We start from the raw sequence: 23,684 nt of genomic DNA, 5'->3' as shown, positions 1-23,684 counted from the left end.
ACTAATCCTATTCAGCCGGAATTTCGAATTCAGGCTTGTGACTTTCCGGGGCTTTGTACAAGCAAATCTTGTTTCCACCCTTATCTGCAATGTGAGCCAGGGCTTTCCCAGCTGATTCATCAAGGGACTTCGGTGAATCACACAACGAAGGGTATTCACTCACTCCCAGGCTGATCGACACCTGCATTCCATTTTCCAGGAACGTACTTCCCTCAACAGCGCGACGAACTCTTTCCGCACGCAACGCTGCCCCTTTTTTAGAGCAATGAGGCAGCACCATTGTCAACTCATTGGCTGCTGTTCTGAAGTTCGTATCGTTGGTACGGCTGGATTTTGATATCACAGTTGCCAATGATTTTAGCAACTCATCCCTCACCGCATCACCCAAAGATGACTCGATCTCATAAAAATCATCCATGGAGATTTTTACGATTGCCAGAGGTTGTTTCAAACGACGGGCACGAGCAACTTCATCCTCCAAAACTTTAACATAGTGATTGCGATTAAAGAGTTCCGTCACAAAATCTTGGACTTCCAGCGTGTCGACTCTTTTTTCCAGAACAAAATGTGAGTAACAGAGATTAAACAGTGTGTACTCATCGTTCAACTGAGCCAGCGCCTGTGCTTCCATCCCACCGGAATATACGAACAGTCCTTCCAATTGATTGCCACCATAAAGCGGAATCGCCTTGGGCGGCTTCAAATGAAAGGCTTCGATCAACAGATTCGAAAAACTTGGTGGAATCAAACCCATGGCCAATTGCGACCCCAGGTCTTTCATCTCGTCCGTGGTCAGTTGAGTTCCGACACCTTGAATCTGCGCCGAATCGATTCCATTGGCGTGCGTGGCCACGAAGCTGCGCACGGAAGGAAGAAACTTAAAAAACACGCAACGGCTTTCAGAGATTCCGTTCAGAAATCTTTGTACCATGTCTTCTTTGGATTGCGCGGAACGATACTCAGCAATACGCATCGGGAAAGCCGGGCGAGCCGCCTCTTCCTCCTGATGTTTCATCGTGGTCATTGCTGCCTGTTGAACATCTTCAAGCTGTTGCTTGGTGGATTCAATATCCTCGATCAACTGTTCGTTCTGCAAAGCCAGATAAATTTTTTCACAAGCACGATCCACGGCCCAAAGCACGCGGGACTCTATCGCCACGGCCTCGTCGGAGATAACATCCATGAATCCGAAACTTTGATACTGGGACAAAATATCAAACTGTCCCAAATTTGAGATCGCAATGTAACGAATTTCGTCGTTGATCTTTTGCACATGGACCACGAAATCACTTAAAGCACCCGCCATAGTCGCCGTCGAAAACACCAGCAAATGCGGTGGAGTGTCCTTCAAACGCTGTTCCAGCTGCTCAGGGTCCTGGATAAAATAGGCATCATAACCCGCCTGCGAAAGAGAAACCTTAACGGCAGCACCCTGATCCACATCCGTGGTGAATACATAAACTGTAAACTGAGAGCTATGATCGCGAATGTCCAATTAAGTCCTCTTTCCAGGTCTGCGAATTTCAACTTGATAACTGTCGGCCTTGGATTTGCGAACCGGTTTTAGTTCTGCTGCTGGCGCATTGATCAAATTGACCGGAGTGAACTGATCATCAATCGGCGCTGACACAACGGTCTTATCCTCGGAAAAATCGGCGGCTTCAATTTCCGGAACCGGCGTCTCTTCGTCGATTGCCGAAGAAACCACCTCTTCAGGCATTTCCAAAAGTTTGTCGATATTCACATCCAATGGTGAATGAGTGCCTGGTGATGCTTGCATTTTCGTCTCCACAAATTCCGCTTCCGCTTCTTCGCGATGCGGGGACTCCTCGCGAAGCTGCAACACCTCGCCTTGAATCTGAATCTTTTCCACCACCGGAGCCGGAGCCACTGGTGCCGCCAATGGCGCTTTCAAAACACCCACTGCTTCCACCTTCTTGAAGGTGATCAGAACTTTTGCGCCGAAACCGCGCTCAGACGTGACTTTGACTTCAGCATTATGTTCCTTCAAAACACCGAAGGCCGCTGACAATCCCAGCCCCATGTGATTCTTGAATGAACGTGTGGTGAAAAACGGATCGAAAATTTTTGTCAGATTTGCCGAATCAATACCTTCACCGGAATCCTCGAATGACAAATGCACTCCGGAACCGTCCTCAAAAAGATCCAGCTTCAGTTCCTTTTTCGGCATGCGCTCCATCGCTTCAATGGAATTCATGATGATGTTTTCAAATGCCTTCACCAAAGCATCGGCATGCAAATCCAACGGGCTGGTTTCCTGAAAATTACGAACCACTTTAACACCCTTGTTTTGCAATTCGCCTTCCAGGGATTTTAAAGCTCTTGCCAGCGGGCCTTCCACTTTCATGGAGTTCTTTTCTTTGATCTCTTCGCCGGCATAACCCAAAAGTTTATTCAGAACTTCACGGGCCGCGCGCGTCTCGCGCAAAATAGAATCCGTGTTCTCGACGATCTCCCCTTCAGGATGTTTCGCCAGAATCATTTGTGAGTACCCCAAAATCGAACTCAACGGTCCGCGCATCTCGTGCGCCAACGCCGAAGCCACGCGCATGGATGTCTGAACTTTTTCGTTTTGTGCCGTTTCCGGATCCGCGACCACTGATGTGGTCGGTGGTGGTGTGGCTGCAGCCTGCTTTTGTGCTTTCACCAAATCCGTCTCAAGTTTTTCAATTTTATTTTCAGCGGGAGCGACAACCCAAAGCACCGCCGCAATCCCCACAAGTACCAGTCCCACACCCATCAACAGGAACTGCCACCACAAACCAGTGCGCCCCTTCAAAGCTTCATTCAACGGAGCCGAACTCAGCACCCACAAATTCGTGTGAGGCACCTGTTCAAACATTCCGAACAATTGCTGCTTGCCGCTGCCTTCAACAACTCCTCCACCGTGAGTTGCCCCGTCTTTGGCGATCTGTTTGTACATTGGATCATCGCGCATGACTGTGCCCAGATATTCCGGGATGGTGTGCCCCACTGTCAGACCGTAAGTCGTCACGATGGAAAAGGAACTAAGACTGCCGCGTTCGGAATCCACTTGCGACTGAAAAATTTCTCCGGAACTGAACAACGCATATCCACGATTGCCTTCAAGAATCACAACCGCGACATAGCGGCCACGATTGGTGTCCTGGAAAGGTTTGATAAAAAATCTGAGGTCGCTCGTGCGATTTTCAATTTTACCCAAAGCCGCTTTTACAAAAGCATTGTTCCAGTTGGCCGCTTTCGAATTTTCACGCGTGATCAAAACCTGAGGTTCAATGTCACTGCCATTGATAGCCACTGAAGCCACCGCATAGTACGGCGCAATTGTGGACCAGTTAATTCTGTTTTTTTGAAAGTTCTCGGCGTTGAAAGTCGCGACAACTCTTTGCAGGGATTTAAGCTCGCCGCCCAAAGAACGGGAGATGGAACTGATTTGCGTGCGGGTCTGTGCCTCCACCCAACTCATGCGATCGCCGTACACGAAACTATCTGTTCGCCACAAAACGGCGCCGATAAATAACGCTGCTACCGCAATCAACACTGCTAGGAGTTTCACTTTCATTGAGCCTGTTCCTTCCTGTCCCATTCCCAGGACTCGCCGCGGACTAGCGCACGTCTGAGTCTTTGATTTCATTGTAGTTTTAGAAACTGGTAAGAATCAAGCAAGACTCCTTTGCCAAAGGCACTAAAAGGAATTAGAAAGTCTGCATTATGAGTACCCACCGCAGTGATGTTTTGATTATTGGCTCTGGCTCTGCCGGCCTTGCCCTAGCTCTGAAAATGGCTTCTCAAGGAAAAGTGATCGTCCTTGCCAAAGAAAAGATGACCGACACGAACTCTTCGATGGCGCAAGGTGGGATCGCGGCCGTCATGTCGGGTGAGGACAGCTTTGACTCACACATCCAAGACACATTGGTGGCTGGAGCAGGTCTTTGCAAGGAAACTGTTGTTCATAACTATGTCCATCAAGCCCCTGAACGCATTGAAGATTTACTGAACTGGGGTGTCCATTTCGATCTGCGAAAAAAAGGCGGCGAAGAAGCGGATGAAATCGATTTGACGCGCGAGGGCGGACACAGCTTTCGCCGCATTCTCCACTTCGAAGACCAAACGGGACTGGAAATTCACAGAACTCTGTTGGCTCGCGTTCGCGAAAACAAAAACATCACGCTGCTTGAGCGCTTTAATGCCATCGATCTGATTGTGAATAAAGAAGTGGATCCCAACGACATGACACCGGTCACGTGCATCGGAGCCTATGCGTTGGATAAAAACACCGGCGAAGTGCACACTTTTGTAGCAAAAAACACAGTTCTGGCAACTGGCGGCGCTGGCAAAGTTTACCTCTACACTTCAAATTGGAGCGGAGCCACTGGCGACGGCATAGCGATGGCGTACCGAGTGGGCGCGCGAATCGCAAATCTTGAGTTCATGCAGTTCCATCCGACCTGCCTTTTCCATCCGAGCTCCCGAAACTTTTTGATCTCCGAAGCTTTGCGTGGCGAAGGCGGAGTGTTGATCGACGTCCATGGCGAGCCTTTCATGCAAAAATACCACCAACTGGCATCTCTGGCGCCTCGTGATGTGGTTGCACGTTCCATAGACAAGGAAATGAAACGCACCGGTGCTGAGTGTGTCTATCTGGACATGACAAAGCTGGATGCCGATTTTTTAAAACAGCGCTTCCCGAATATTTATTCCAAGTGCATGGAACTGGGAATTGATATGACGAAACAACCGATTCCGGTTGTACCCGCCGCACATTATTTGTGTGGAGGAGTTTTGACTGATGAGTCCGGACGTACAGACATTCCAGGATTGTGGGCCATCGGCGAAACAGCCTGCACGGGCTTGCACGGTGCGAATCGTCTAGCTTCAAATTCACTGCTGGAGTGCTTAACAACGGCACACAACTGCTCTGAGCAAATGAAATCCACGGCAGAAGATTCAAAGTTTTTCCCGGTGGAACCGAAAGCATGGACTCACCCGGAAGAATCCAACGACGACGAAATGATCGTCATCTCCCACATGTGGGAGGAGATTCGCCGCCTGATGTGGAACTATATGGGAATTGTCCGCTCCAATAAACGCCTGGAGCGCGCCCAACATCGCCTGGAAAATATTCTGACGGAAACTAAAGAATACTATTCAAACATGAAGATCCATTCCGACATTCTGGAGCTGCGAAATATCGCCACCGTTGCCAATTTGTCTGTTGAATGTGCACTTCGTCGCCAGGAAAGTCGCGGAATTCACTACAACATCGACTTCCCTGAGCAACAAGACCCGCCTCGTGACACTATTGTCGTCCGCGGACTGATCTAGACCTATTACCGGGGCCCCGAAGCAAAAAGAACCTTGTTTTCACTTGGGGCAAGCGGCAATCTAAATTCATATGTTCAAACGCGAAGAAGGCTTTTTTAAAGGTTTCGATGGCATCAACTTGTTCTTTCAAGTTTGGGATAATCCCAATGCCAAAGGTACAGTCATCATCACTCACGGTCACGGTGAACACTCGGAATGTTATCATCGCCTGATCGAGGCATTTAAGAATGATCAATGGTCATTTTACGCTTGGGATTTACGTGGCCACGGCCGCTCCGAAGGTCATCGTGGCTTCGCCTCTCACTTTGATGACTACTGCAAAGACCATAAAATTTTTGTCGACATGGTGACTTCCATCGAGAAAGTCAAAAAGGGCCCTGTCATTCTGTTCAGTCACTCCATGGGTGGCCTGATTGAAGTAAAAACATTGCTACGCAATCCTGATTTGAAATTCGATGGCATGATTGTCAGCGCACCTTTGCTGGGTCTTTCCATGGAAGTTCCCCTGATCAAATCCACAGCAGCTTTCTTGCTAAATAAAATCCTGCCGAAGTTGACCCTGGGTAATGAGATTAACAATAATGCTCTTACCAGCGATCCTGATGTCATTCGCGAATATGAAAACGACTCCCTTCGACATGTGAAAATGTCCCCGGGCGTATTCACCGGGATGCTGGAAAATTGGGATTTCGTCCGACCTCGTGCCAATGAAATCAAAAAACCTGCTCTGTTCATCCTTCCGGAAAAAGATCCTATTTGCAGCACACCGGAAGCTACAAAGTTTTTTGAAAAACTGGGCAGCAAAAAGAAAGAGCTCAAGGTTTATCCTAATGCTAAGCATGAAATCGTGAACGATGTAATGCGGGACACGGCTTTTGCTGATATTAAAAGATTTCTAGATGGCTTTTTGGAGAACCGCACATGAAATACATTTTAGCACTTCCACTATTGCTGACACTTCTTCTGACCGGCTGTGCTTCTTATGAAGTGACGGATTCAGGCCGCGCTTTGCGCACCGAAGATCAGTATTTCGAAACGGTTCAAAAGTATACTGACAGAACGACAAAGTATTCCGGCCTGTACAATGTTCTGGAAATGCAAGCCACGTTGCTAAGCTCTGAAGTTCTTGAAGCACAGCTTGATCAAAAGACCCGTATTTACCTGTGGGATGAAGCAAAGTTCCAGGAAGAAAGAGGCAAGGTTGCAACCCGCCTAAGCGCCGAGACCGAGTTCTTCTTAAGCTTCTTCACCCCTGAAAGACAGAACGACAACCTGGGCACTCCAAAATCACTTTGGAAAGCATTTCTGGATGTGGATGGCAGAAGATACGAAGGCAAAGTCACTCGAATCAAATCATCTTTGGCAGAGCTGATCAGCCTGTACCCTACTCACAACCGCTTCTACACACCGTACAGCTTAACCTTCCCGGTCTCTGAAAAGACTATCTCCGGCAAAGAGATGAAGGTTACAGTCACAGGCCCGGTCGGATCAGGAATTTTGAGCTTTAATAAGAAATAAAAAAGGGGACCTCAAGTCCCCTTTTTTTATCTATGAAATCGACGTGCGATTTCGAAATCAAACACAGGCTTTGCAAATCTTGCCGCCTTGAACATCAGCCCCATCATTCCTGATGGCTGCACAACTTCCAAATCATGCAGAATCGCCTCGCGAATCATTTTAACATACTGGGATGGTGAAATGGTTTTATCAGGAATTTCAATGTGGGAACCAAACGCCCCCATCACTTTATCATACATTCTCGTTTTGATTCCCGGCGGGATCAAAAGCAGCGTCGTAACACCCGTATCTTTCAACTCCACCCGCAGACTTCGTGTAAATGCAGCAACCGCAGATTTAGTCGCGGCATAAGTGGAGTTCGCAGGCAAATCCATGAAAGCAGTGATGCTGGAGACATTGATGATCTTGCCACGTTTGCGGTCAAGCATTCCCGGCAACACCCCATGAGTGAGCTGAATCAAACTGCTGACATTGACTTGAATCATCTCGCAAATTTCATCAATGGGCTGAGATTCCAACAAACCACCGGTCAACTGTCCCGCATTATTGAAAAGAATATCAATCTGAGTTCCCTGAAGCTGAGCCACCAGTGAATTTACCGACTCGCGCTTTGCCAAATCAGCCGTCCATACGGTGACAGATTTAGCCCCTTCAGATTTCAACTCCTCCACCAGATTGCTGTCTTCAGAGCGAACCACCAGATGCAAATGGGCCTTGTTTTCCGCGCACATTTTTGCAAATGCACGACCAACACCTCGATTTGCACCAGTCACTAAAATATGACGTCCCGTGATCTCCATATAACTTAACCTTCCTTGATCGGTGTGCTGGCAGGAAGTCCCCAGGATTTCAGAATTTCTTGTTCATCCTGAGCCGACGTGGATTTTTTGAACTTAGCACCAGACTGACCATTCACTCGCTTCTGACAAGATGGCCAGTCTCTGTGACGATAAACCAGTCCACCGATATTGCTTAAATAACTGAATGCCGCCTTTTTCTCGGTCGGGGACTTCATCTCCGGCAAAGAGTGATCGGCAGGCACTTCCAGAATGCTGACAGGATAATTCTTTAAACTTCCGGTATACAAGCTAACGTGGTCATTCTTGGAAAATGCCACTGCGATTTGATCACAACGTTCATTCCCTGGAATTCCCACGTGGCCGCGACTGTAGCGCCAGTCAACTTTGTTGCTGACTCCTCGGGCCTGCACCACCTGCCCCAGTTCCTCCCACAAATCGCGATTCAGAACTTCGGCACCTTCTGCCGTTTTCCAGCCACGCTTTTTCCAACCGAAGATCCACTGCGTAATACCGCGAATGACATAGGTGGAATCTGTGTAGAAATGCACAGGACCTGGAATTTCAGAGACAAACTTCAACGCTTCCAGCGTTGCCTTCATCTCCATCCGATTGTTCGTGGTCGGACGATCACCACCACCCAACTCTGTTACGGAATCGTTTTGTAAAAGAACGACAGCGCCCCAGCCACCCGGGCCGGGATTGCCAGAGCAAGCGCCATCAGTAAAGATTTGAATGTATCCACGTGCTGTATTTGTCACACCCTGATCCTCGAACGGACAGGCTGCTTGAGTCAATCAATGACCAGCTACGTTTTAATGTAATCCGCGATCTGCGACTTCATGCGGTTATTCAACTCCATCAAAGACAGTATTTCTTTGATTTTAACAATTTCGTCCATCGGATATACGACCGCGAGCTTCACCGTTTTCACATTGTCGAGATAGTTCATACGATAAAGTGCCCAGGCATAAGCTTCCAATTGCTTGAACGCAGTTTCAGAGTAGCGTTGTGAACCGGTTTTGTAATCCACCAGCCATAAAGTATCATCGACGATACCCCATAAGTCGATTTGCCCCTGCATCAGAGCATTCTGCTCGACCAGGGCAAAACCCCACTCCACATAGCCGTTTTCAATGATTCTCAAAAGTGGCAGCTGCTCTGTTTCTGCCAAGAATACCAACGGATTTCTAAGATCAACATACTCTGGAATTTTCAGAAGATCCTGATAGGACGTAAACTTCAGCGCTTCAAACAATCTGTGCGCCGTCGTCCCTTGTTGGGCTCTTGCCAGTCCTGGTGCCAGTTGAGCAACGGACATCACGTGCGAAGAGCCCTCTGCAGACTCTGGTGTCACTAGTGCCGTTACGGAAATGTGTTTGCGTTTTTCTTCCTTACGGATTGGAGCCCATGGAGTGCGAAGCTGTTTCACTTCCAACTCCTGGTCTGCCAAGGTCACAGGTTGCGGGTTTTCCCGGCGAACCACGTAAGAGAAATCTTTCTCCTCGTGCAAACCTTCTTCGATATTCAAAGGACACTGCGTGGCCCATGATTTTTTTCCGACTTTTTTCAAATCCCACTGCAACGTCACGCCTTCTTTGGCGCGAGTCAATGCCACGTATAGAACCCGCAGGAACTCCTCACCCTCGCGGCGACGAAGTTCTTCCATGATCTGATCCGCCAGAATACTGCTTGCCAGCATCTGCGTTTCCTCATCGCGGATTTTCAAAGTCCATTGTCCGGACTTTTCAGCGAATGAAATAACAGGAGCATGACTTGCTCTTGGATCTTTACCCATGCCCGGCAAAATAACGTGATCAAATTGCAAACCCTTGGAGGCATGCACAGTCATGAAGTTCACACGTTTGGGCTCAATCACCGGAGTGGCATCTGAATCCTCGCCACCTTCATCTGTCGACAACGAGTCCAGACTGGAGTCTAAGAAATCCAGGAAATTAAAACCAGGACGGCGCTCTTCAGTACTTAAAAGATAAACGACCTTCCACAGATTTGCCTCACGACGTCCCGTGGAATCTATGCGCGCGGAATAGTCAAACAACCCTAAATCAATCAGTGCTGTTTTCAAAGTAAACGACAAACCTTTTTCTTCGCTCATTTCCAGAAGTGATTTCAAAATTGCCAAAGGATGAGCTGAAGAACGGTTCTCCAGCGTCTTTAAAGCTTCACGCCAGAAAGAATGTTTGAAGCTGTGGCAAAACTCCAGAATGTCAGAATCCGCCATCACCAGCCATGGCGAGCGCAATAAGGCCACCAAATTGGCGTTGTCATGAGGATTCACCAAGAACTTTAGAATCGCCAACGCATCAATAACTTCACGGCGCTCATAAAAACCACTTCCGCTGTGAAGTTGCAAAGGCACCCCATGGTCCTGTGCAACCTTGGCGATATCCGCCAAAACTTTATGCGTGCGGGAAAGAATACAGATTTGTTCGGGGCTGACGCCCTCTTTCAATAGTTCCTGAATACGGGCAACAGTTCCTAAGTATTCTCTGGAAATTTCGTCCTCGTCGGTCGTCTCGGTCACCAGCACCTGAACTACTGGGTCCGCCGGACCTTTTCTTTCCTTATCAGGTGCGGGAGTCATGGCCGCAAACTGCTTGCCATCCAACTTGGTAAAATAGTGATTGAAGAACTCCAGCACTTCGGGCGTGGAACGGTAATTAACAAGTTTGACTTGAACCTCACCGTCCTGAGATTGAACTTCCGCCACTTTTTCCTGAAACACTTCGGATCTGGCTCCACGGAATAGATAAATACTCTGTTGAGGATCTCCCACCACAAAGTAAGGCTTTGCGCCGATCAGGTTTCTTAGGATTTCCACCTGAATTGGGCTGGTATCCTGATACTCATCCACCATCCAGAAGTCCCATTCCTGAGAGAAATTCTCTGCCGACTCTGGTGAATCCTTAATGATTTTATAAGCGAATGTCTCAAGATCCGCCATCGACAGCAAACCGTTTTCTAGCTTTTGCTGCATCAGATCCCCGCAAAAAAGCTGCGCCAGCTGTTCGAACAGTTCGCAGTTTTTTTGATGTCTTGCCCAGAAATCCGGACGATAACGAGCGGATTCAAGCAGCTTATCTATACGATCGCGCAGCTCCTCCAGCTCCTCATTAAGACTTCCACTGAATGGCGGGTTCTTTTTCAAATACGATGGTTTGGTGATTCCATCCCACATTCCCTGCAGCAGTCCGAAAAACTGCCCAAGGTCCTCGGCATCCCAGTTAAAAGAGTGCAAAGTGGCGACGTACTCTTTCCACTTTTCATTTTCAGTTTCCTGATCGATTTCGACGCACAATCTTTTAAATCTGCCAGAAATATCTTTGATCACTTTGCGTGTTGCAGACTCCTGCTCATCCAAAGTGATGAAGCGGGCCTGCGGAAATACGATACGCTCTGAAAAATACTGCATCAGGGCGTTTTCAATGACACTGAATTCGTACTCTTCCAAAAGCTCCTGCAATGACGGGTTCTCCAAAATATGCTTGCGCATGATCTTACGAGCTCCCCTGCGAATCTCACTGTCGCTCATGATTTTATAATCAGGCGTCAGTCCGATAGCAGAGCCGTAGCGGGACAAAAACAAGCTTAAAACACCATGGATCGTGGAAATCTGCACTTGTGAACGGGAGTTGGCAAAATGGAACAGATCTTCACGCTTCTTTTCCAAAGCTTTTGCGGAAAGACGCTCTTTCAATTCTTGAGTCGCCTTGCGCGTGAACGTGGTGACCACGATGCGCGGAAATCTTTGATGTTTGCTTTTGAAATCAGATGCAAAATCCAAAAACAACGCCGTCAAAGTGGTGGTCTTACCAGCACCGGCACCTGCACGCAGAATTGTATTTTTTAATTCAGATGTGGTGCTCGACATTGTCGTCTCCATTCACAGCCGTTACAAGATTGCGTATCCACGGGCTCTGGACGAATCTCCCCAAGTCGAATGCGTTCCAGCGTCGACATCAGAATTTTAGAAAACTCTGTCAGGTAAAGCTCCTTCGCCTCCAAGGTGGCGTTCTTGTCTTTCGTGCGTGTCGCCGGATACAAACTTCCAGCGAGATCATTCACACGGAAACCTTTGCGATCAAAGGTACGGAAAATATAATAGAATAAACCGATAACCTCGCCCTTGATGTCCTCGATAAGGGATTTTTCAATAACCCACATGTAGAACAGCAACTGAAGCTCTTGGTTTTTAAGCCAGGAGCCATGGGCGGAGATCCCACCGCTGGAACTCTTATAATCCAACAATACCAATTGGCCATTTTGATCTGAATCCACGCGATCAATAGAACCGGAGATGCGGAAGGCACTGTCTGTTGGTTCTTTGCTTAATTCACCGGTCTTGGGATCCAAATAAAATTCAAAGCGTTTTTCCCGCGCCAATGTTTTCGTGCGGTTGTATTCCTGACGCCATTGTTTTTCAAAATCCAAAAATCTTTGTGCCAGTTGAATATGCTTTTTTCTTAAAGGAATCCACAGGCGTTCGTCGGCAAACAGAAGACCCTTTTCTTTACGGGTCGTTTCCAGGAGTTGTTCAATCTCCTCTGTTTTCCAGTCAAAGCGCATCGGTTCCTGAGTCAGCTTTTCAAAAAGGGCGTGGGCAAGTTGCCCGCGTGTGCGGTGATCCACATCCAGATCAATTTCCGGCAGGTCTTTTAATTTGAAATACCGTTGTGCCGCGAAAATAAAAGGACACTCCAGATAACTTTCAATAGCGGAAGCAGAAATACTTGGCAGCTTTTTAAGTTGCACCAGTGGCAACTCGGCTTTACCCAGATCCTGGTTGATTTTATGTTCGATCTCGGTGGAACGGCTTTCAATCCATGGACGTGATGACCCCTCCTGCGAGTACTGCAACTCATCCCATCGGGTTTCCAATGGCAGAGTCAAATGCTCATGGACATGCCCTTCATTAAGCCCCATCCAAAAAGTTGATGGCGAGCACAAGGTGCCTGAAAAATCCGTCCCGCCAAAACAGTAGATATCATAAGCGGAATCCGCTTCCGCCAGAAGCTTCAACTCGAATGCCAGATCGCTTTGATCCGGATTATCAAGGTAAAATCCAATATCCTTTGAAAGGTCGAAATAGTCCGTACCGGAAAGCTGGGTTTTATTTCGGGACTTCAACGATTCATCTGTCAGCCCCAGGAACACTCGATAACGGGCTTTTTCACTATAGGCCGACATCAACTTGGTGACCAGAACACCGGAGCTATCGCCCTTTTCAACAGTGTATTCCTTGGCGGCCACGATACTTTCCAGATAGCTCAGCCACTCTTTCCAGATCAGCTTGGTGTTGATCGTGGCATTTTGCAAAAGCTCCCGCAAAACGATCTGCACGATCTCTGTGTCATTGGAGCTCCAAAAACTTAACGCTTTACCCACGAACTCATCGCGGGAAACCAAGCCGGTCAGATCGATTTGTTCAAAATAAATTTTTTGAATCAATTCATTGCGGGCAAGATCTTCGTTCACATAAAGACTTTTAAAAAGTGCTTTAAAGTCTTCGTAGCGCAAGGCTTGGGATTCATGCTTGTCGAAAAATGAAATCTCCAGATCCGAAGAGGACAAGCGACCACTTTTCGCCCGCAGAGTCGCCAACCAACGAGTTGCCGCAGGCAGGCTTTGCACTTTGTGAGTGATATCTTTTTGGACAGGAATACCCTCTTCCTTCAGGAAGGCCTGAAGGACCGGCCAATACTGCTCAATATCCGGCGCGATCACTGCGATGTTTTCGGCCGGCACTCCCTCTTCAAGCCATTTACGAACCTGACCCACGGAGTTCTTGGTTTCAGCCAACATCCCAGAAAAACGCAGGATCTCGCGCTTTTTATTTGCGGGCTCCACCGGCTGAAGATTTTTGATGGAATTACTTTTGCCGCGCAAATCCTCGTAGGGTTTCAGAAGATATTTAAATTCCTCGGACCAAGTGGGAGTTGGCTCCAGAATCACCACATCGATACTGCGCGAAAGCGTGTGCAGGATCTCTGCCTCAACGCGGGAAATCTCTCCACTAAGATCAACGATCAAAGGAATATCCCATACTCTTTCAAGTTGATTGAAAGATTGCAGGTAGGACGTGATCCAATCAGCGGTAATGATATTGTATTGCTTGATCAAATACTGAGAACACAGGTAGGCGCGATTCGCCCAAGCACCCCAGCGATTTTTTGCTTCGGGATGGCCTTCAAACCACTCCGTAAGCATGCCCATGCCGTTTTCAGAGAATAGGACCGGCGCCAACTGATCGATATAAGAAAAAACGGTGTCTTCTGCAGAGGAGTTCACACCCAATACTTCAGAGTGCTCATCCAAAATCGTGCGCAAAATGGATCGCGCAAAAGGATCACTGACCAGGCGCAAGCGCGGCTCGAGGCGTTTTAAAAGAAGTTTCCACAAATCGCTGGCACGCAGAACAGATTCATCCACGTATTGTCCATCACGAGCCAAAATCTTCTGCTGCAATTCGAACTTGGTGCGCAAATCCGAAACCAGCCACGATTGAGTTCGCGGATCATAATTTGTAAACAGCTCGTTGATTTGCGAGCGATTTTTAATGGGGACAATTTGTAACATCAGGGTTTACCGGCGTTGTTTTAGCTTTCTTCTTTTACCCTGAGTATCGGTGAATTTGAAGTCAGCATCAAAGGCTAAATCAATGCCAACGCTGATCATATAACGATTATCTGCAGTTTGCCCCGGATAGGCGCCCAGCTCCTCGGTGTAACTTACAGCATCAATGTGAAAAATAAATAGATTTACGCCCACACCATAGCTCAGATAGCCCTGGCTGTAACCTGCCCGCAAATCCACGATAGGCAAGGAAACCTCAGCTCCAAGATGCAATTTTTTACCCGTTTCAATTTCCGGCTCCAGAAGATGTCGAGCCTCACCACCAAAAGCCAAATCCAACCCCGGCAAATCCAACGTCACTCCGGCGCCGACACTTAGATTTTGCGTGATGTGCGGTGGCGCTTCGTCCCCGGCGGTTTTTCTGAATGCAGTGTTACCCACATCCTGCCAAACCACGGCCAATGTTGGTTTTAAAAGAGGCAAATCAATCGTCGTGGCCAACGCAAGATCAATTCCGTATCCCTGACCTTTATCGTCAAAACGATCGCCGATTTGCGCAAAGGAATCTGCATTCGCAACATCGGACAAACCCAACTCCTGAGGCACTCCCCCCCAACGATCAATCCTTTTTGCGGCAATACCGAAATAAGTTCCAGGCGCGACATTAAATGCGTAACCCAAATAGTAGCCTGTGTCCTGCCTGAAGTAGGTGTCAAACTGAGGATAGGCGGGATTGTGCAGCTCCAACGAAACTTCGTTGTCGTTCAGATATCCCACCGCAAAGTTTCCAAGTGCCAAGGCAGTTTTTCCCGTGGCTTGCACCCAAACACGAGTACCAAATAAACTATTGTAAGAATTCGGATCATTCGGATCGATATTCTGAATGGCTTCCAAGTCTTCGGGTGAAATCGAATTCAAACTCACCCCGACATCCACGACTTTGATATCCAAACCTTCAACTTTACCAAGCGCCGCCGGATTATAAAAAACCGCATCCGCGCCATTCACGAATGGAATGTAAGTTCCGCCCATTCCCAGAGCCCGTGCATTGCGTGCAAACTCCGACAAGGACTGAGCCATCGCTGTGGCAGAAAAAGTTAGACTAAGGATTAAAACCAGAGCACGTAACATTAGAATGGCGCTCCTGGAATTCTAGTTGAAGGACAGCACAAAGTCCCCGGTGGGCTCTGAGTAAATGGGTTGTAGGTGGCCAAAGAAGAGAAGAACGTTACTGAATCCGCAATACTGCACGTACCCCATCCAAATTCGGCAGAGTCCATCATAAATCTCATCGCGTAAACCATTTCATCGCTGACAGCCGCTGGAGTCGTCATCGTCGCACAACCTGCCCCTGCGCCCGGGATGGCAGCTAGAGCGGCGTCACAGTCAGCACTCAAATCACCTATCGAGTCGATTGAAGTTCCTGAACCTAGGGCATCCGAAAGAGCCGCAAAGTTTTCTAAAACCAGTCCAAATCCGGAAGCCACTCGCTTCATTGCATTGGCACTTAAGTATTTGGTCATTCCGCCTGGGGGATGCCCAAACTCATCCCGATACATGTCAATGTATGGAAATGGCAAAACATCCGGATTTCCTGGATCATCTGGACCATCAGGCCACTTCGTCAATGACCCTGATGCATCGTCATGGCAGACAGTCGCATCCGCGTCGATGTCACCATCATGATCACCAGAATCCAGATTTGCCGAAAGATTTGTTCCCATGCGGGCAACGCCCAATAATGCCAAGAACAGATTTTCTTTATCAGATCTCTCCGAAACAGAGCCAATCCCCTGCAACACATCGATGGCAAGCTCGCAGGAATCCGGTGCTACCGTCCGCCCTGCCCAAACGCCCATAAAAAATCGGAACATTTGCGAAGAGGGGTTGTTGGTCATTCCCTGAATCAGATTTGCAAACAACAATCCACACTGACCGGCGTAAGCCGATGCCAGCACAAGTTTCACATCGCGTTTGTCTTGATAAGTTGAAGAAAGCTGATTGTTGATAATATCGATGGTGGTATCCCACTCCATTTCATCAAGAGCTTTTTTGGCATCAATGTAAAGCGCCTCATCGGATTCTTTATTCGAGAAATCCGACAATACATTTTCAGAACTGCAGGATGCAGAAAGTGAAAATGCAATTATTAGAATGGTAATGCGCTTAAACAATTCCATCTGCTTCCCTTAGAACCTCAGTGAAAATTTCATGTTGTATCTGCGATCTTCTCTGGGTGAACTTGAGGTGCCGATTTCTTCGCCGTAGGAGGCGAATTGAAATGCCCACATCTCGGATGCGACTTCCAAACCTGCGGTCCAATACCTTTGATTATATCCTGCACGCAAAAAGAACACATCGCCGAAATTGAACTCCATCCCACCATGGATCAATTTGGCTTTATCTTCCTCGTCGGATGATGTTAATAAGCCACTGTATTGCAAAGTCCACGACGATCTAACGTAATTGGTGTGAATTGGAAATAACGCCGCTGCAATGTCCAGATCCTGCTTTACCAGATTGGGACGATTTGCAGTCGCTGAATCCTGACGAATGGAGTCTGTTTGATTGAAACTGGTTCCGCCCACGTCATGCAAAACGGCTGTGACAGTCGGAATGTACTTCCAAGGAGCTGACAGCATCAGTGCCACGTCTGTCGACAAGCCCATACCTGAGTTGGCAATGGAGCCATAATCCAATGCGCCGACACTGCTCAAAGTGCGATTATCTGCTTCAATCCGATCAATCAGCTTGGTGTTGAAACCCAGCTTCACACGCCCCTCAAAGAATCGAAAATTGAAACCCAGCACCAAAGCAAGGTCACTGCGATAGTAAGTATCGATCGTGGTTCCGTCAGAACTCATCTCGGCATCGAGCAGATAGTTATTATAAATACCTATACCGAAATTTCGCATTACCAAAGAAGGAAAGACCTGTCCTTTGGCGTGATAGTATTTTCCGCGATTCGAATCCAGAGCGCCTTTGATATCAGAAAGATTAAAAGGATTGCCAATTCCACCCGCCGAATACATGGAGGAAGCATTGGCATTCATCTCAATTTCGGGATCGACGATGGTGCCGTAAAAATCACGAAGCTTACCAAGTGCAGAAGGGTTTACTATTAATGCTGTTTCGTCATTCACCACTGCAAGACAGGCTCCGCCCATCGCTTGACAGCGCACGCCTGAATAGAAAGAACGTCGCTCTGCCGCGTTCACATCAAAAGTGAAAGCGATCAGCAGGACAATTTGAATGATGGCGATCCACAAAATCCGTTTCATAGTTCCATCCGTTCGTTAAACCATCGGAAAATCAAAATTTTCCGTCAAACTTCTTATCGGTCGGGACCAGCCTCACATTGAGACGTCTCATTAAAATACGGAGCTAAGTCCAGCGTTAAGCCCCCCGATAAAAGTCCGATAAGTAATCATATAGCAAACAAAAAGGTCTACGTCCGAGGAGTTTTGCGATGGTTGGTTCAAAGTTTACAGCGTTAGTAGCTGGTCTTTCGTGCGCTGCCCTGCTTGCAGGTTGCGAAGGCGCTCAATCCGAAAAAGATATGATTATGGAAGCACAGTACTGCCTGGACAAGGCAACTCCATCAACTGCGCAATCGTGCGTTGCGGGTATCGCCAGTCTGACTTCTGAAAACTCCTATGCAATTCGCTGTGCCGCTGGTTTTCTTAAATCCGGCGTAACCACGGCTTCGAACTTAGCCCAAGCTTTCACGGCACTTTCTGAAGATAGCGATACTGCGACGATGTTATCTATTTTAAATTTCGATGAAGACACAGGTCTAGCGAACGAAACCGCAGGATATTGCACAAAATCTGGCTCATCTGGTTTGGCTCTGATGGGAGCTATGGCTAAAAGCGCCACAGCGCTTGCATCATCTACGTCTACATTTCCATCTTGTAGCGGCGGTATTGCTAGTTGTGATCCCGACGAAATTACAAATTTAATTGAAGATATTGAGGACTCGTTAACAGCAGGTAGCGGCGATCCTGGTTATGCCAAGGCCATTGAAACTATCACTGCGGTTGCTGGATCTGTTCAAGCAGTCTACGCAATTTCATGTGGCCAAAGTGGTGCCAATCAAGATATTTGTGGCCCAATCAACGAAGCACTTGTAGCAGCAACAATTACTCCTGAAGAGTTAGCCTCTTTAACCACTCCTCAACTTGAAGAACTCGGCAAAGAACTATTAGCGAAATGGAAATAAAAAAAAGCTCCTCGAAAGAGGAGCTTTTTTGTTTAGAAATCCAAATTTAGCCTTGTTGCATACACTCGACTCTCGACGGGTGTATTTCTGGTTCCGACATCATCAGCATAACTGACGACATCCAGATTAAAGATTCCCAGCTGAGCAGAAAGACCTGCAGTCCAGTATCCCTGACTCAAGCCCACTCGATAGTGGCCCTTCCACCAAGAGTACACAAACCAGTCAAACTCCAAACCGGCGTGAACACCTTTTCTCCAGTTGAAATCCGGATGACCTAGATCACGAACATCAAGAACCCCGCGACCACCAAAGATCCAGGCACTTGGATACTCCCACTTGGAACCCACATCGAAAACACGATATAGCTTTTCAGGCACCGGATTCACAGTTTGATCTTCTTTATTGATCAGCTTTAGTGAGTTGTTAAAGCCCGTCTCAGCGACGTTTCTAACCACAGCACCAAAAGTAGGACGTGCCAGCTGGAAGAAGCTCCAGAAACCTTCTCCCGGGATCTCAGGTGTCCACAAGAAACCGATATCAGCATCGATTGTATAGCCTTCAGAAAGATCCTCTTTTTTTACGATTTCATCGCTGGTAGCAAGATCGGTGGATTGGATGATTTTGCTATAGAACCCACGATTCACAAATTTCGCTGTCAAACCCATTGAAAAGCGACCATTGTTAAACCAACGCAAGTCATCGGCATAGGAAAGAGCCAATGTTGAATCTGCATAAACTTTAGTATCAATAGCTGCCGCGATACTTCTATGCATTTGCAATTGAACGGAAACGTCTGCAGGGATAAAAGCAATCCCCCACTTTGGACGAACCCATACGCCTTCCATTGGGCTTAAGCGAATGGAGTAATTGTCGCCATAGTGCTTTTCAATCAAGTTAATATAGGCAGTGTTTTTTCCGATTTCGTCCAAAGCACTGTTATCTTCAATCTCTTTGTATTCGTCATAGAAGTCTTTGGCTCCTGGCGTGCCAGCAAAACTCATAGACAAATTGATCTGACCACTTTCACGACGAGCCAAGCCCGCAGGATTATAGAAAATAGCTGTATAGTCGTCAGCGACCGCAACAAAAGCATCACCCATACCAAGGGCACGTGGCGCCTGATACTGATGATGAATCGTTGTACTCATTGAATCTGCTGCGAAAGAAGGTGCAGTGATGAATGTGGGGCCAAGAACGAGCGAGAGGAGAAGAGATCCTCTTTTAAACATATTTTGTCTCCAATTTACTTTTACAAAGATTGTATTCGTAAATTATACTTTTTCTTATGCGAGTTTCTATTCTCCCCCTTTTTTTGACCTTGGTCTTGTTATCAAACGTGAGTCTTGCGGCACCGTCTACAACGACCACGTTGGACCCTCAGCCACTTAGCGGCGAAAGTGATCCCTACCTGTCTGACAAGGCTGCGGCGCTTAGAACTCCCGCCCCGACATGGCAACTGGGTTTGCTTGCTGGTTACGGCGGAGGACATATCGTTGAAAATGACGAGTGGCCGCAAGGTGTGATTTACGGTTTGCGAATCGCAAATCTTGAACGTGAACGCCCGGTGTGGGATCTGCATTTTGAATTTAATGAACACAACGCCATCGGTATTTTTGGGGCGCATCGCTGGAACCTTGAAAACGATCGTTTTTATCCATATGCTCGCCTTGCCTTGGGGACCTTTTTAGATCCCGATGATGAACTCGGGAATATCGTTCAAATCAAACGCTTCCGTGCTCGTGGTGGCATCGGTGTCGGTGAGTCTTTCTTCTTTGAAATGGGTGTGGGCCTGGCTGTTGTAGGCGCAGACCTTTACGCCATCACTGGTTACGGATTTAACTTCTGACCATTTGCTTCATTGCTGGGTCCTGGGTTGCATCGTCCTCAAGCACTTGATATCTGTCTTTTGTACTAACAAAGGACGGACATATGAAATTCTTTGCAATCGCCATGACATTGCTACTAGGTGCATCTTCCCACGCCAGCTCTCTGGGTGAGCTTCGCGGTTTGGGCACCATGACTACTTCTCACGATCAATTCAACGGCAAGAAAACTGTGCGCAAATACGAAAAATGCAGAATCGCCATGAACCTGAAACGTTCAGCGACTTCAATCACAATGGACTTCGCAGTGATTGACTGCCTTGCAACCAATGACTTCCTTGGCACTTATGACATCAAGGGCGACAAGCTGGTGGATGCAAAAGGCAGAGTAAAAGGCCAAGTACTGGCTGACGGAACATTTCAAATCTCAGAAAGAACTTCCCAACTCATCAAAGGCACTCGTACTGACTATCAAGTGGGAGGTATCAATCCTTCTCCAAGACCGGGTGATCCCTACAACCCAGCTCGTTGCACACCAATCACAAGAACCAACAATGTTGAGCTTGTTAAAATCGTAAACTACAAAATCAAACAGCAAGAAGACAGAACTTGGAAAGTGGAAAGATCCACATCAGAAGATCAACTGGCGTGGGCCAGCAAAAGCAACGGAATCTGCCCAGGCACTTCCTATCGCACAAAACTGGGTTCCTCGACAAACATTCAAGTCGTTCTTAAATAACGAAGAAGGGAGATCACTGATCTCCCTTTTTTATACCCGACATTTACTATGACCTGCTGCCGCACCCGCTACGGGTGTGGATCAGAGGGATTTCAACCAAGCGTCGAGGCGGTCGACTTCTTTTAGCAGGTGTTGCTCGTCGCGGTTGTTTTGTAAGACGAAATCGGCTTCGGATTCTTTGCTGGCCACGGGAATTTGCGAGGCTATGCGCATGTCGATTTCGGATTCAGTCAGTTGATTGCGTCTCATCAGTCGTTCTTTTTGTTGGTTCTTGGTACAGGAAACCACAACGATCTGATCGAACTGCTCCTGCGCATGAGTCTCAAATAATAAGGGAATATCATAAATCACCAGAGGCAGATTCATATCCGCAAACACCTGACGGCGGCGGGCGATTTCCTTGCGGATTAATGGATGGGTGATTGATTCCAGAACATGAAGCTTATCCGGGTTGCCGAAAACTATCTGCCCCAGCTTTCGACGATCCAGACTTCCGTCTGGCAGCAGCACATCACCGAATTCCTCGACCACCGCCTTTAGTCCAGCCGAACCTGGTCGCACGACTTCACGGGCAACTTCATCAGCATCAAGGACGTTATAGCCACGATCGCGCAACATACGACTGACTGTGCTCTTGCCACAAGCTATACCTCCGGTCAGTCCTATCCATTTCATAGTCAAATCTCCTTAAGCTGCCATTCCATTTTACCGATAGTCCCTTCAAAGGGGAACATGATTTCATGTCTCAAGCTGTAGAACAATTCGGTAAATACATTCTATTGGAGAGAGTCGCGGCCGGCGGAATGGCCGAAGTGTATCTTTCCAAGTCTACAGGCGCTGTAGGTGTTAATAAGTTTGTTGCAATCAAACGTATCCTGCCCCAGTACTCGGATCACCAGGAATTCATTGAGATGTTCAAGGAAGAGGCGAAAATCGCCGTCAACCTGAACCACGGTAACGTTGTATCAATTTATGACTTCGGTGTCGAAAAGAGTCAATTCTTCCTGGTTATGGAATTTGTGGAAGGTCGCAACCTTCGCCAAATCCTGAACGAGCTTAAGAAAACAACTACGTCCTTCACGATCGAACAAATCGTATACATGATGAAAGAAGTGGCTGCAGGTTTGGACCATGCGCACCGTTGTATCGACGGCACGACTGGCAAACCGCTAAATATCGTTCACCGCGATATGAGCCCACAAAACATCATGGTCAGCTTCGAAGGCGAAGTTAAAATCATCGACTTCGGTATCGCTAAAGCGGAAACCCAGCTTGAAGCTACAAAAGCCGGCACCCTAAAAGGTAAATACGGTTACATGAGCCCTGAGCAGGCTGATGGTCAAAACATTGATCCTCGCACTGACATTTTCTCGATGGGTATCGTATTGTGGGAGCTTTTGGCCAATGACCGTCTGTTCACTTCCAACAGTGAAGCGGCGATCTTGCGCAAAATCCGCGAGTGCCAAATTCCAAGTATTCGTAAAATCAATCCTTCCGTTCCTCCGGAACTGGAAAGAATCGTCAACAAAGCATTGGCCAAGGACCGCAGCCTTCGTTATCAAACGGCGGCCGCTTTCCATCGTGATATGAACAGATTCCTGAATACCCAATATCCAGAGTTCTCTCCTCAGGATTTCTCGGTGTTCATGAAAAATGCTTTCTCGGCGGCATTCCTTGAACAACGTCGTAAACAAGTGGAGTTTGCAAAAATTCAGGCGACTCAACCAACGGAAGACAAAACGGTTGTCACGCAAACTGACACACGCATTCCACCACAAAGTGTTCCGACGCCTCCGACAATGTCAGCCACGGATGAATCCGGTAATTTGGATATCGACACATCCACTGATATTCGCGTGGATTTGAAAGACTTAAAAACGCCGCCAAAACCAAGAAACTTTGGCAATCACACAGTCACCAATACTCACACCAACACGCAAACCCGTACTGGTGGAGTGACTCGTGGACCGAATGGCATCTCGGGCACAGCTGCTGGTATTCCATATAAAAAGTCCTCCAATGCGATGACTTGGGTTCTGCGTGGCGCGATCGCCATCGTCGGTGGTGTGTGCGTAGTCTATGGACTTAAAAACTTCTCTGGTGACAAACCTGCAGTCGAGCAACTGGGCATGGCTCCTAAGCACACCCCTGTTGCTCCCCCACAACCGGTGGCACAAACAGCTCCGGAAGTTCCACAAACTACAGATATGTCAACGACAGCGCCGAACTACACTGTTTCAATCTACAGTACTCCTGCCAAGGCACGTATCGTGATTGATGGTGTCGATACGGGCGAATTCACTCCGTACAGCATGCAAAGAAAGGCGAACACGCCATTCAGTTTGCGTCTGGTTAAAGAGGGCTATACGGATCTGGTGACAACTGTCACACCCACTTATGAGGCGTATTCATTTACCGGCTCTTTACAAGTTCTTCCAAGAGTGGCATCTGTTTTCATCAACATTGTGAACGGCGGCGCAAATTCTGAATTAAGAATTGCCGGAGTTCCGGTGGCAATACGTTCTCAACACGAGGGCTATACGATTCAAGCAGAGGTCGGAGTTAAGATTCAGGCATATAATAAGGTGACCGGACTTTCAGCTGAAAGAACAGTGACCATTCCAGCCAATCAAAAACAGACGATTGAACTGTATTTGAAGTAA

18 protein-coding genes are annotated in these 23,684 nt (G+C 47.6%); 7 read left to right on the top strand and 11 right to left on the bottom strand.

The genetic code is table 11. The annotated features are described in order from the left end of the window. Positions 1-7: 7 nt before the first annotated feature. Together ACLVWR_RS09610 and ACLVWR_RS09605 are read right to left on the bottom strand one after the other, a co-directional pair. Positions 8-1,495 carry a GGDEF domain-containing protein gene (locus tag ACLVWR_RS09610; RefSeq protein ID WP_413580487.1) on the bottom strand — a complete coding sequence of 496 codons (1,488 nt, stop codon included), beginning with the start codon at positions 1,493-1,495 and terminating at the stop codon, positions 8-10. Then, positions 1,496-3,565, bottom strand: coding sequence for a sensor histidine kinase (locus ACLVWR_RS09605; protein WP_413580486.1), 2,070 nt, complete (start codon positions 3,563-3,565; stop codon positions 1,496-1,498). A 149-nt stretch (positions 3,566-3,714) separates the two neighbouring features. On the opposite strand from ACLVWR_RS09605, the gene nadB reads away from it, so the two are divergent. From nadB to ACLVWR_RS09590, 3 genes are all read left to right on the top strand, one after another. Continuing rightward, positions 3,715-5,328: an L-aspartate oxidase gene (gene nadB / locus ACLVWR_RS09600; RefSeq protein WP_413580485.1), complete on the top strand. Its 1,614-nt coding sequence runs from the start codon at positions 3,715-3,717 to the stop codon at positions 5,326-5,328. Between the two features lie 70 nt (positions 5,329-5,398). Further along, entirely contained in the window at positions 5,399-6,253 is an 855-nt protein-coding gene (locus ACLVWR_RS09595) for an alpha/beta hydrolase (RefSeq protein ID WP_413580484.1), read from the top strand. Continuing rightward, a complete protein-coding gene (locus ACLVWR_RS09590) occupies positions 6,250-6,846 on the top strand; it encodes a hypothetical protein (protein WP_413580483.1) in 597 nt (198 codons plus the stop codon). Before ACLVWR_RS09595 ends, ACLVWR_RS09590 begins: the two co-directional genes overlap by 4 nt. Before the next feature lie 26 nt (positions 6,847-6,872). On the opposite strand, the gene ACLVWR_RS09585 is transcribed toward ACLVWR_RS09590, so the two are convergent. From ACLVWR_RS09585 to ACLVWR_RS09555, 7 genes are read right to left on the bottom strand one after another with little or no spacing between them, the layout of a single operon-like run. Next, on the bottom strand, positions 6,873-7,646 hold the full coding sequence (locus tag ACLVWR_RS09585; RefSeq protein WP_413580482.1) for an SDR family NAD(P)-dependent oxidoreductase: 774 nt from the start codon (positions 7,644-7,646) through the stop codon (positions 6,873-6,875). A 5-nt stretch (positions 7,647-7,651) separates the two neighbouring features. Next, positions 7,652-8,404, bottom strand: a complete 753-nt coding sequence (rnhA, locus tag ACLVWR_RS09580) for a ribonuclease HI (protein ID WP_413580481.1) — start codon at positions 8,402-8,404, stop codon at positions 7,652-7,654. Positions 8,405-8,451: 47 nt separating this feature from the next. Next, a complete protein-coding gene (locus ACLVWR_RS09575) occupies positions 8,452-11,535 on the bottom strand; it encodes a UvrD-helicase domain-containing protein (RefSeq protein WP_413580480.1) in 3,084 nt (1,027 codons plus the stop codon). Next, on the bottom strand, positions 11,511-14,240 hold the full coding sequence (locus tag ACLVWR_RS09570; RefSeq protein WP_413580479.1) for a PD-(D/E)XK nuclease family protein: 2,730 nt from the start codon (positions 14,238-14,240) through the stop codon (positions 11,511-11,513). The genes ACLVWR_RS09575 and ACLVWR_RS09570 overlap by 25 nt, the downstream gene beginning before the upstream one ends. A 6-nt stretch (positions 14,241-14,246) precedes the next feature. Then, positions 14,247-15,368 (bottom strand): hypothetical protein, encoded by a 1,122-nt coding sequence (locus ACLVWR_RS09565; protein ID WP_413580478.1) that lies wholly within the window; start codon positions 15,366-15,368, stop codon positions 14,247-14,249. Beyond that, positions 15,368-16,417 carry a hypothetical protein gene (locus tag ACLVWR_RS09560; protein ID WP_413580477.1) on the bottom strand — a complete coding sequence of 350 codons (1,050 nt, stop codon included), beginning with the start codon at positions 16,415-16,417 and terminating at the stop codon, positions 15,368-15,370. Before ACLVWR_RS09560 ends, ACLVWR_RS09565 begins: the two co-directional genes overlap by 1 nt. A 9-nt stretch (positions 16,418-16,426) precedes the next feature. After that, positions 16,427-17,518: a hypothetical protein gene (locus ACLVWR_RS09555; protein WP_413580476.1), complete on the bottom strand. Its 1,092-nt coding sequence runs from the start codon at positions 17,516-17,518 to the stop codon at positions 16,427-16,429. A 188-nt stretch (positions 17,519-17,706) separates the two neighbouring features. On the opposite strand from ACLVWR_RS09555, the gene ACLVWR_RS09550 reads away from it, so the two are divergent. Beyond that, positions 17,707-18,459, top strand: a complete 753-nt coding sequence (locus ACLVWR_RS09550) for a hypothetical protein (protein WP_413580475.1) — start codon at positions 17,707-17,709, stop codon at positions 18,457-18,459. 32 nt (positions 18,460-18,491) lie between these two features. Here ACLVWR_RS09550 and ACLVWR_RS09545 read toward each other — a convergent pair whose 3' ends face one another. Next, on the bottom strand, positions 18,492-19,607 hold the full coding sequence (locus tag ACLVWR_RS09545; protein WP_413580474.1) for a hypothetical protein: 1,116 nt from the start codon (positions 19,605-19,607) through the stop codon (positions 18,492-18,494). 176 nt (positions 19,608-19,783) lie between these two features. Between ACLVWR_RS09545 and ACLVWR_RS09540 the strand changes: the two genes are divergently transcribed. Both ACLVWR_RS09540 and ACLVWR_RS09535 read left to right on the top strand, forming a co-directional pair. Beyond that, positions 19,784-20,305, top strand: a complete 522-nt coding sequence (locus ACLVWR_RS09540; RefSeq protein WP_413580473.1) for a hypothetical protein — start codon at positions 19,784-19,786, stop codon at positions 20,303-20,305. A gap of 83 nt (positions 20,306-20,388) precedes the next feature. Beyond that, positions 20,389-21,021, top strand: a complete 633-nt coding sequence (locus ACLVWR_RS09535; protein WP_413580472.1) for a hypothetical protein — start codon at positions 20,389-20,391, stop codon at positions 21,019-21,021. Between the two features lie 81 nt (positions 21,022-21,102). Here ACLVWR_RS09535 and coaE read toward each other — a convergent pair whose 3' ends face one another. Beyond that, positions 21,103-21,696 carry a dephospho-CoA kinase gene (gene coaE, locus ACLVWR_RS09530; protein WP_413580471.1) on the bottom strand — a complete coding sequence of 198 codons (594 nt, stop codon included), beginning with the start codon at positions 21,694-21,696 and terminating at the stop codon, positions 21,103-21,105. Positions 21,697-21,761: 65 nt separating this feature from the next. Between coaE and ACLVWR_RS09525 the strand changes: the two genes are divergently transcribed. Beyond that, positions 21,762-23,684, top strand: a complete 1,923-nt coding sequence (locus ACLVWR_RS09525; protein WP_413580470.1) for a protein kinase domain-containing protein — start codon at positions 21,762-21,764, stop codon at positions 23,682-23,684.

It is taken from the genome of Bdellovibrio sp. HCB288 (assembly GCF_047305935.1).
Taxonomy (GTDB): Bacteria; Bdellovibrionota; Bdellovibrionia; order Bdellovibrionales; family Bdellovibrionaceae; genus Bdellovibrio.
Note: the sequence above shows the minus strand (reverse complement) of the source record. Positions and strands in the feature narration are given on the sequence as shown.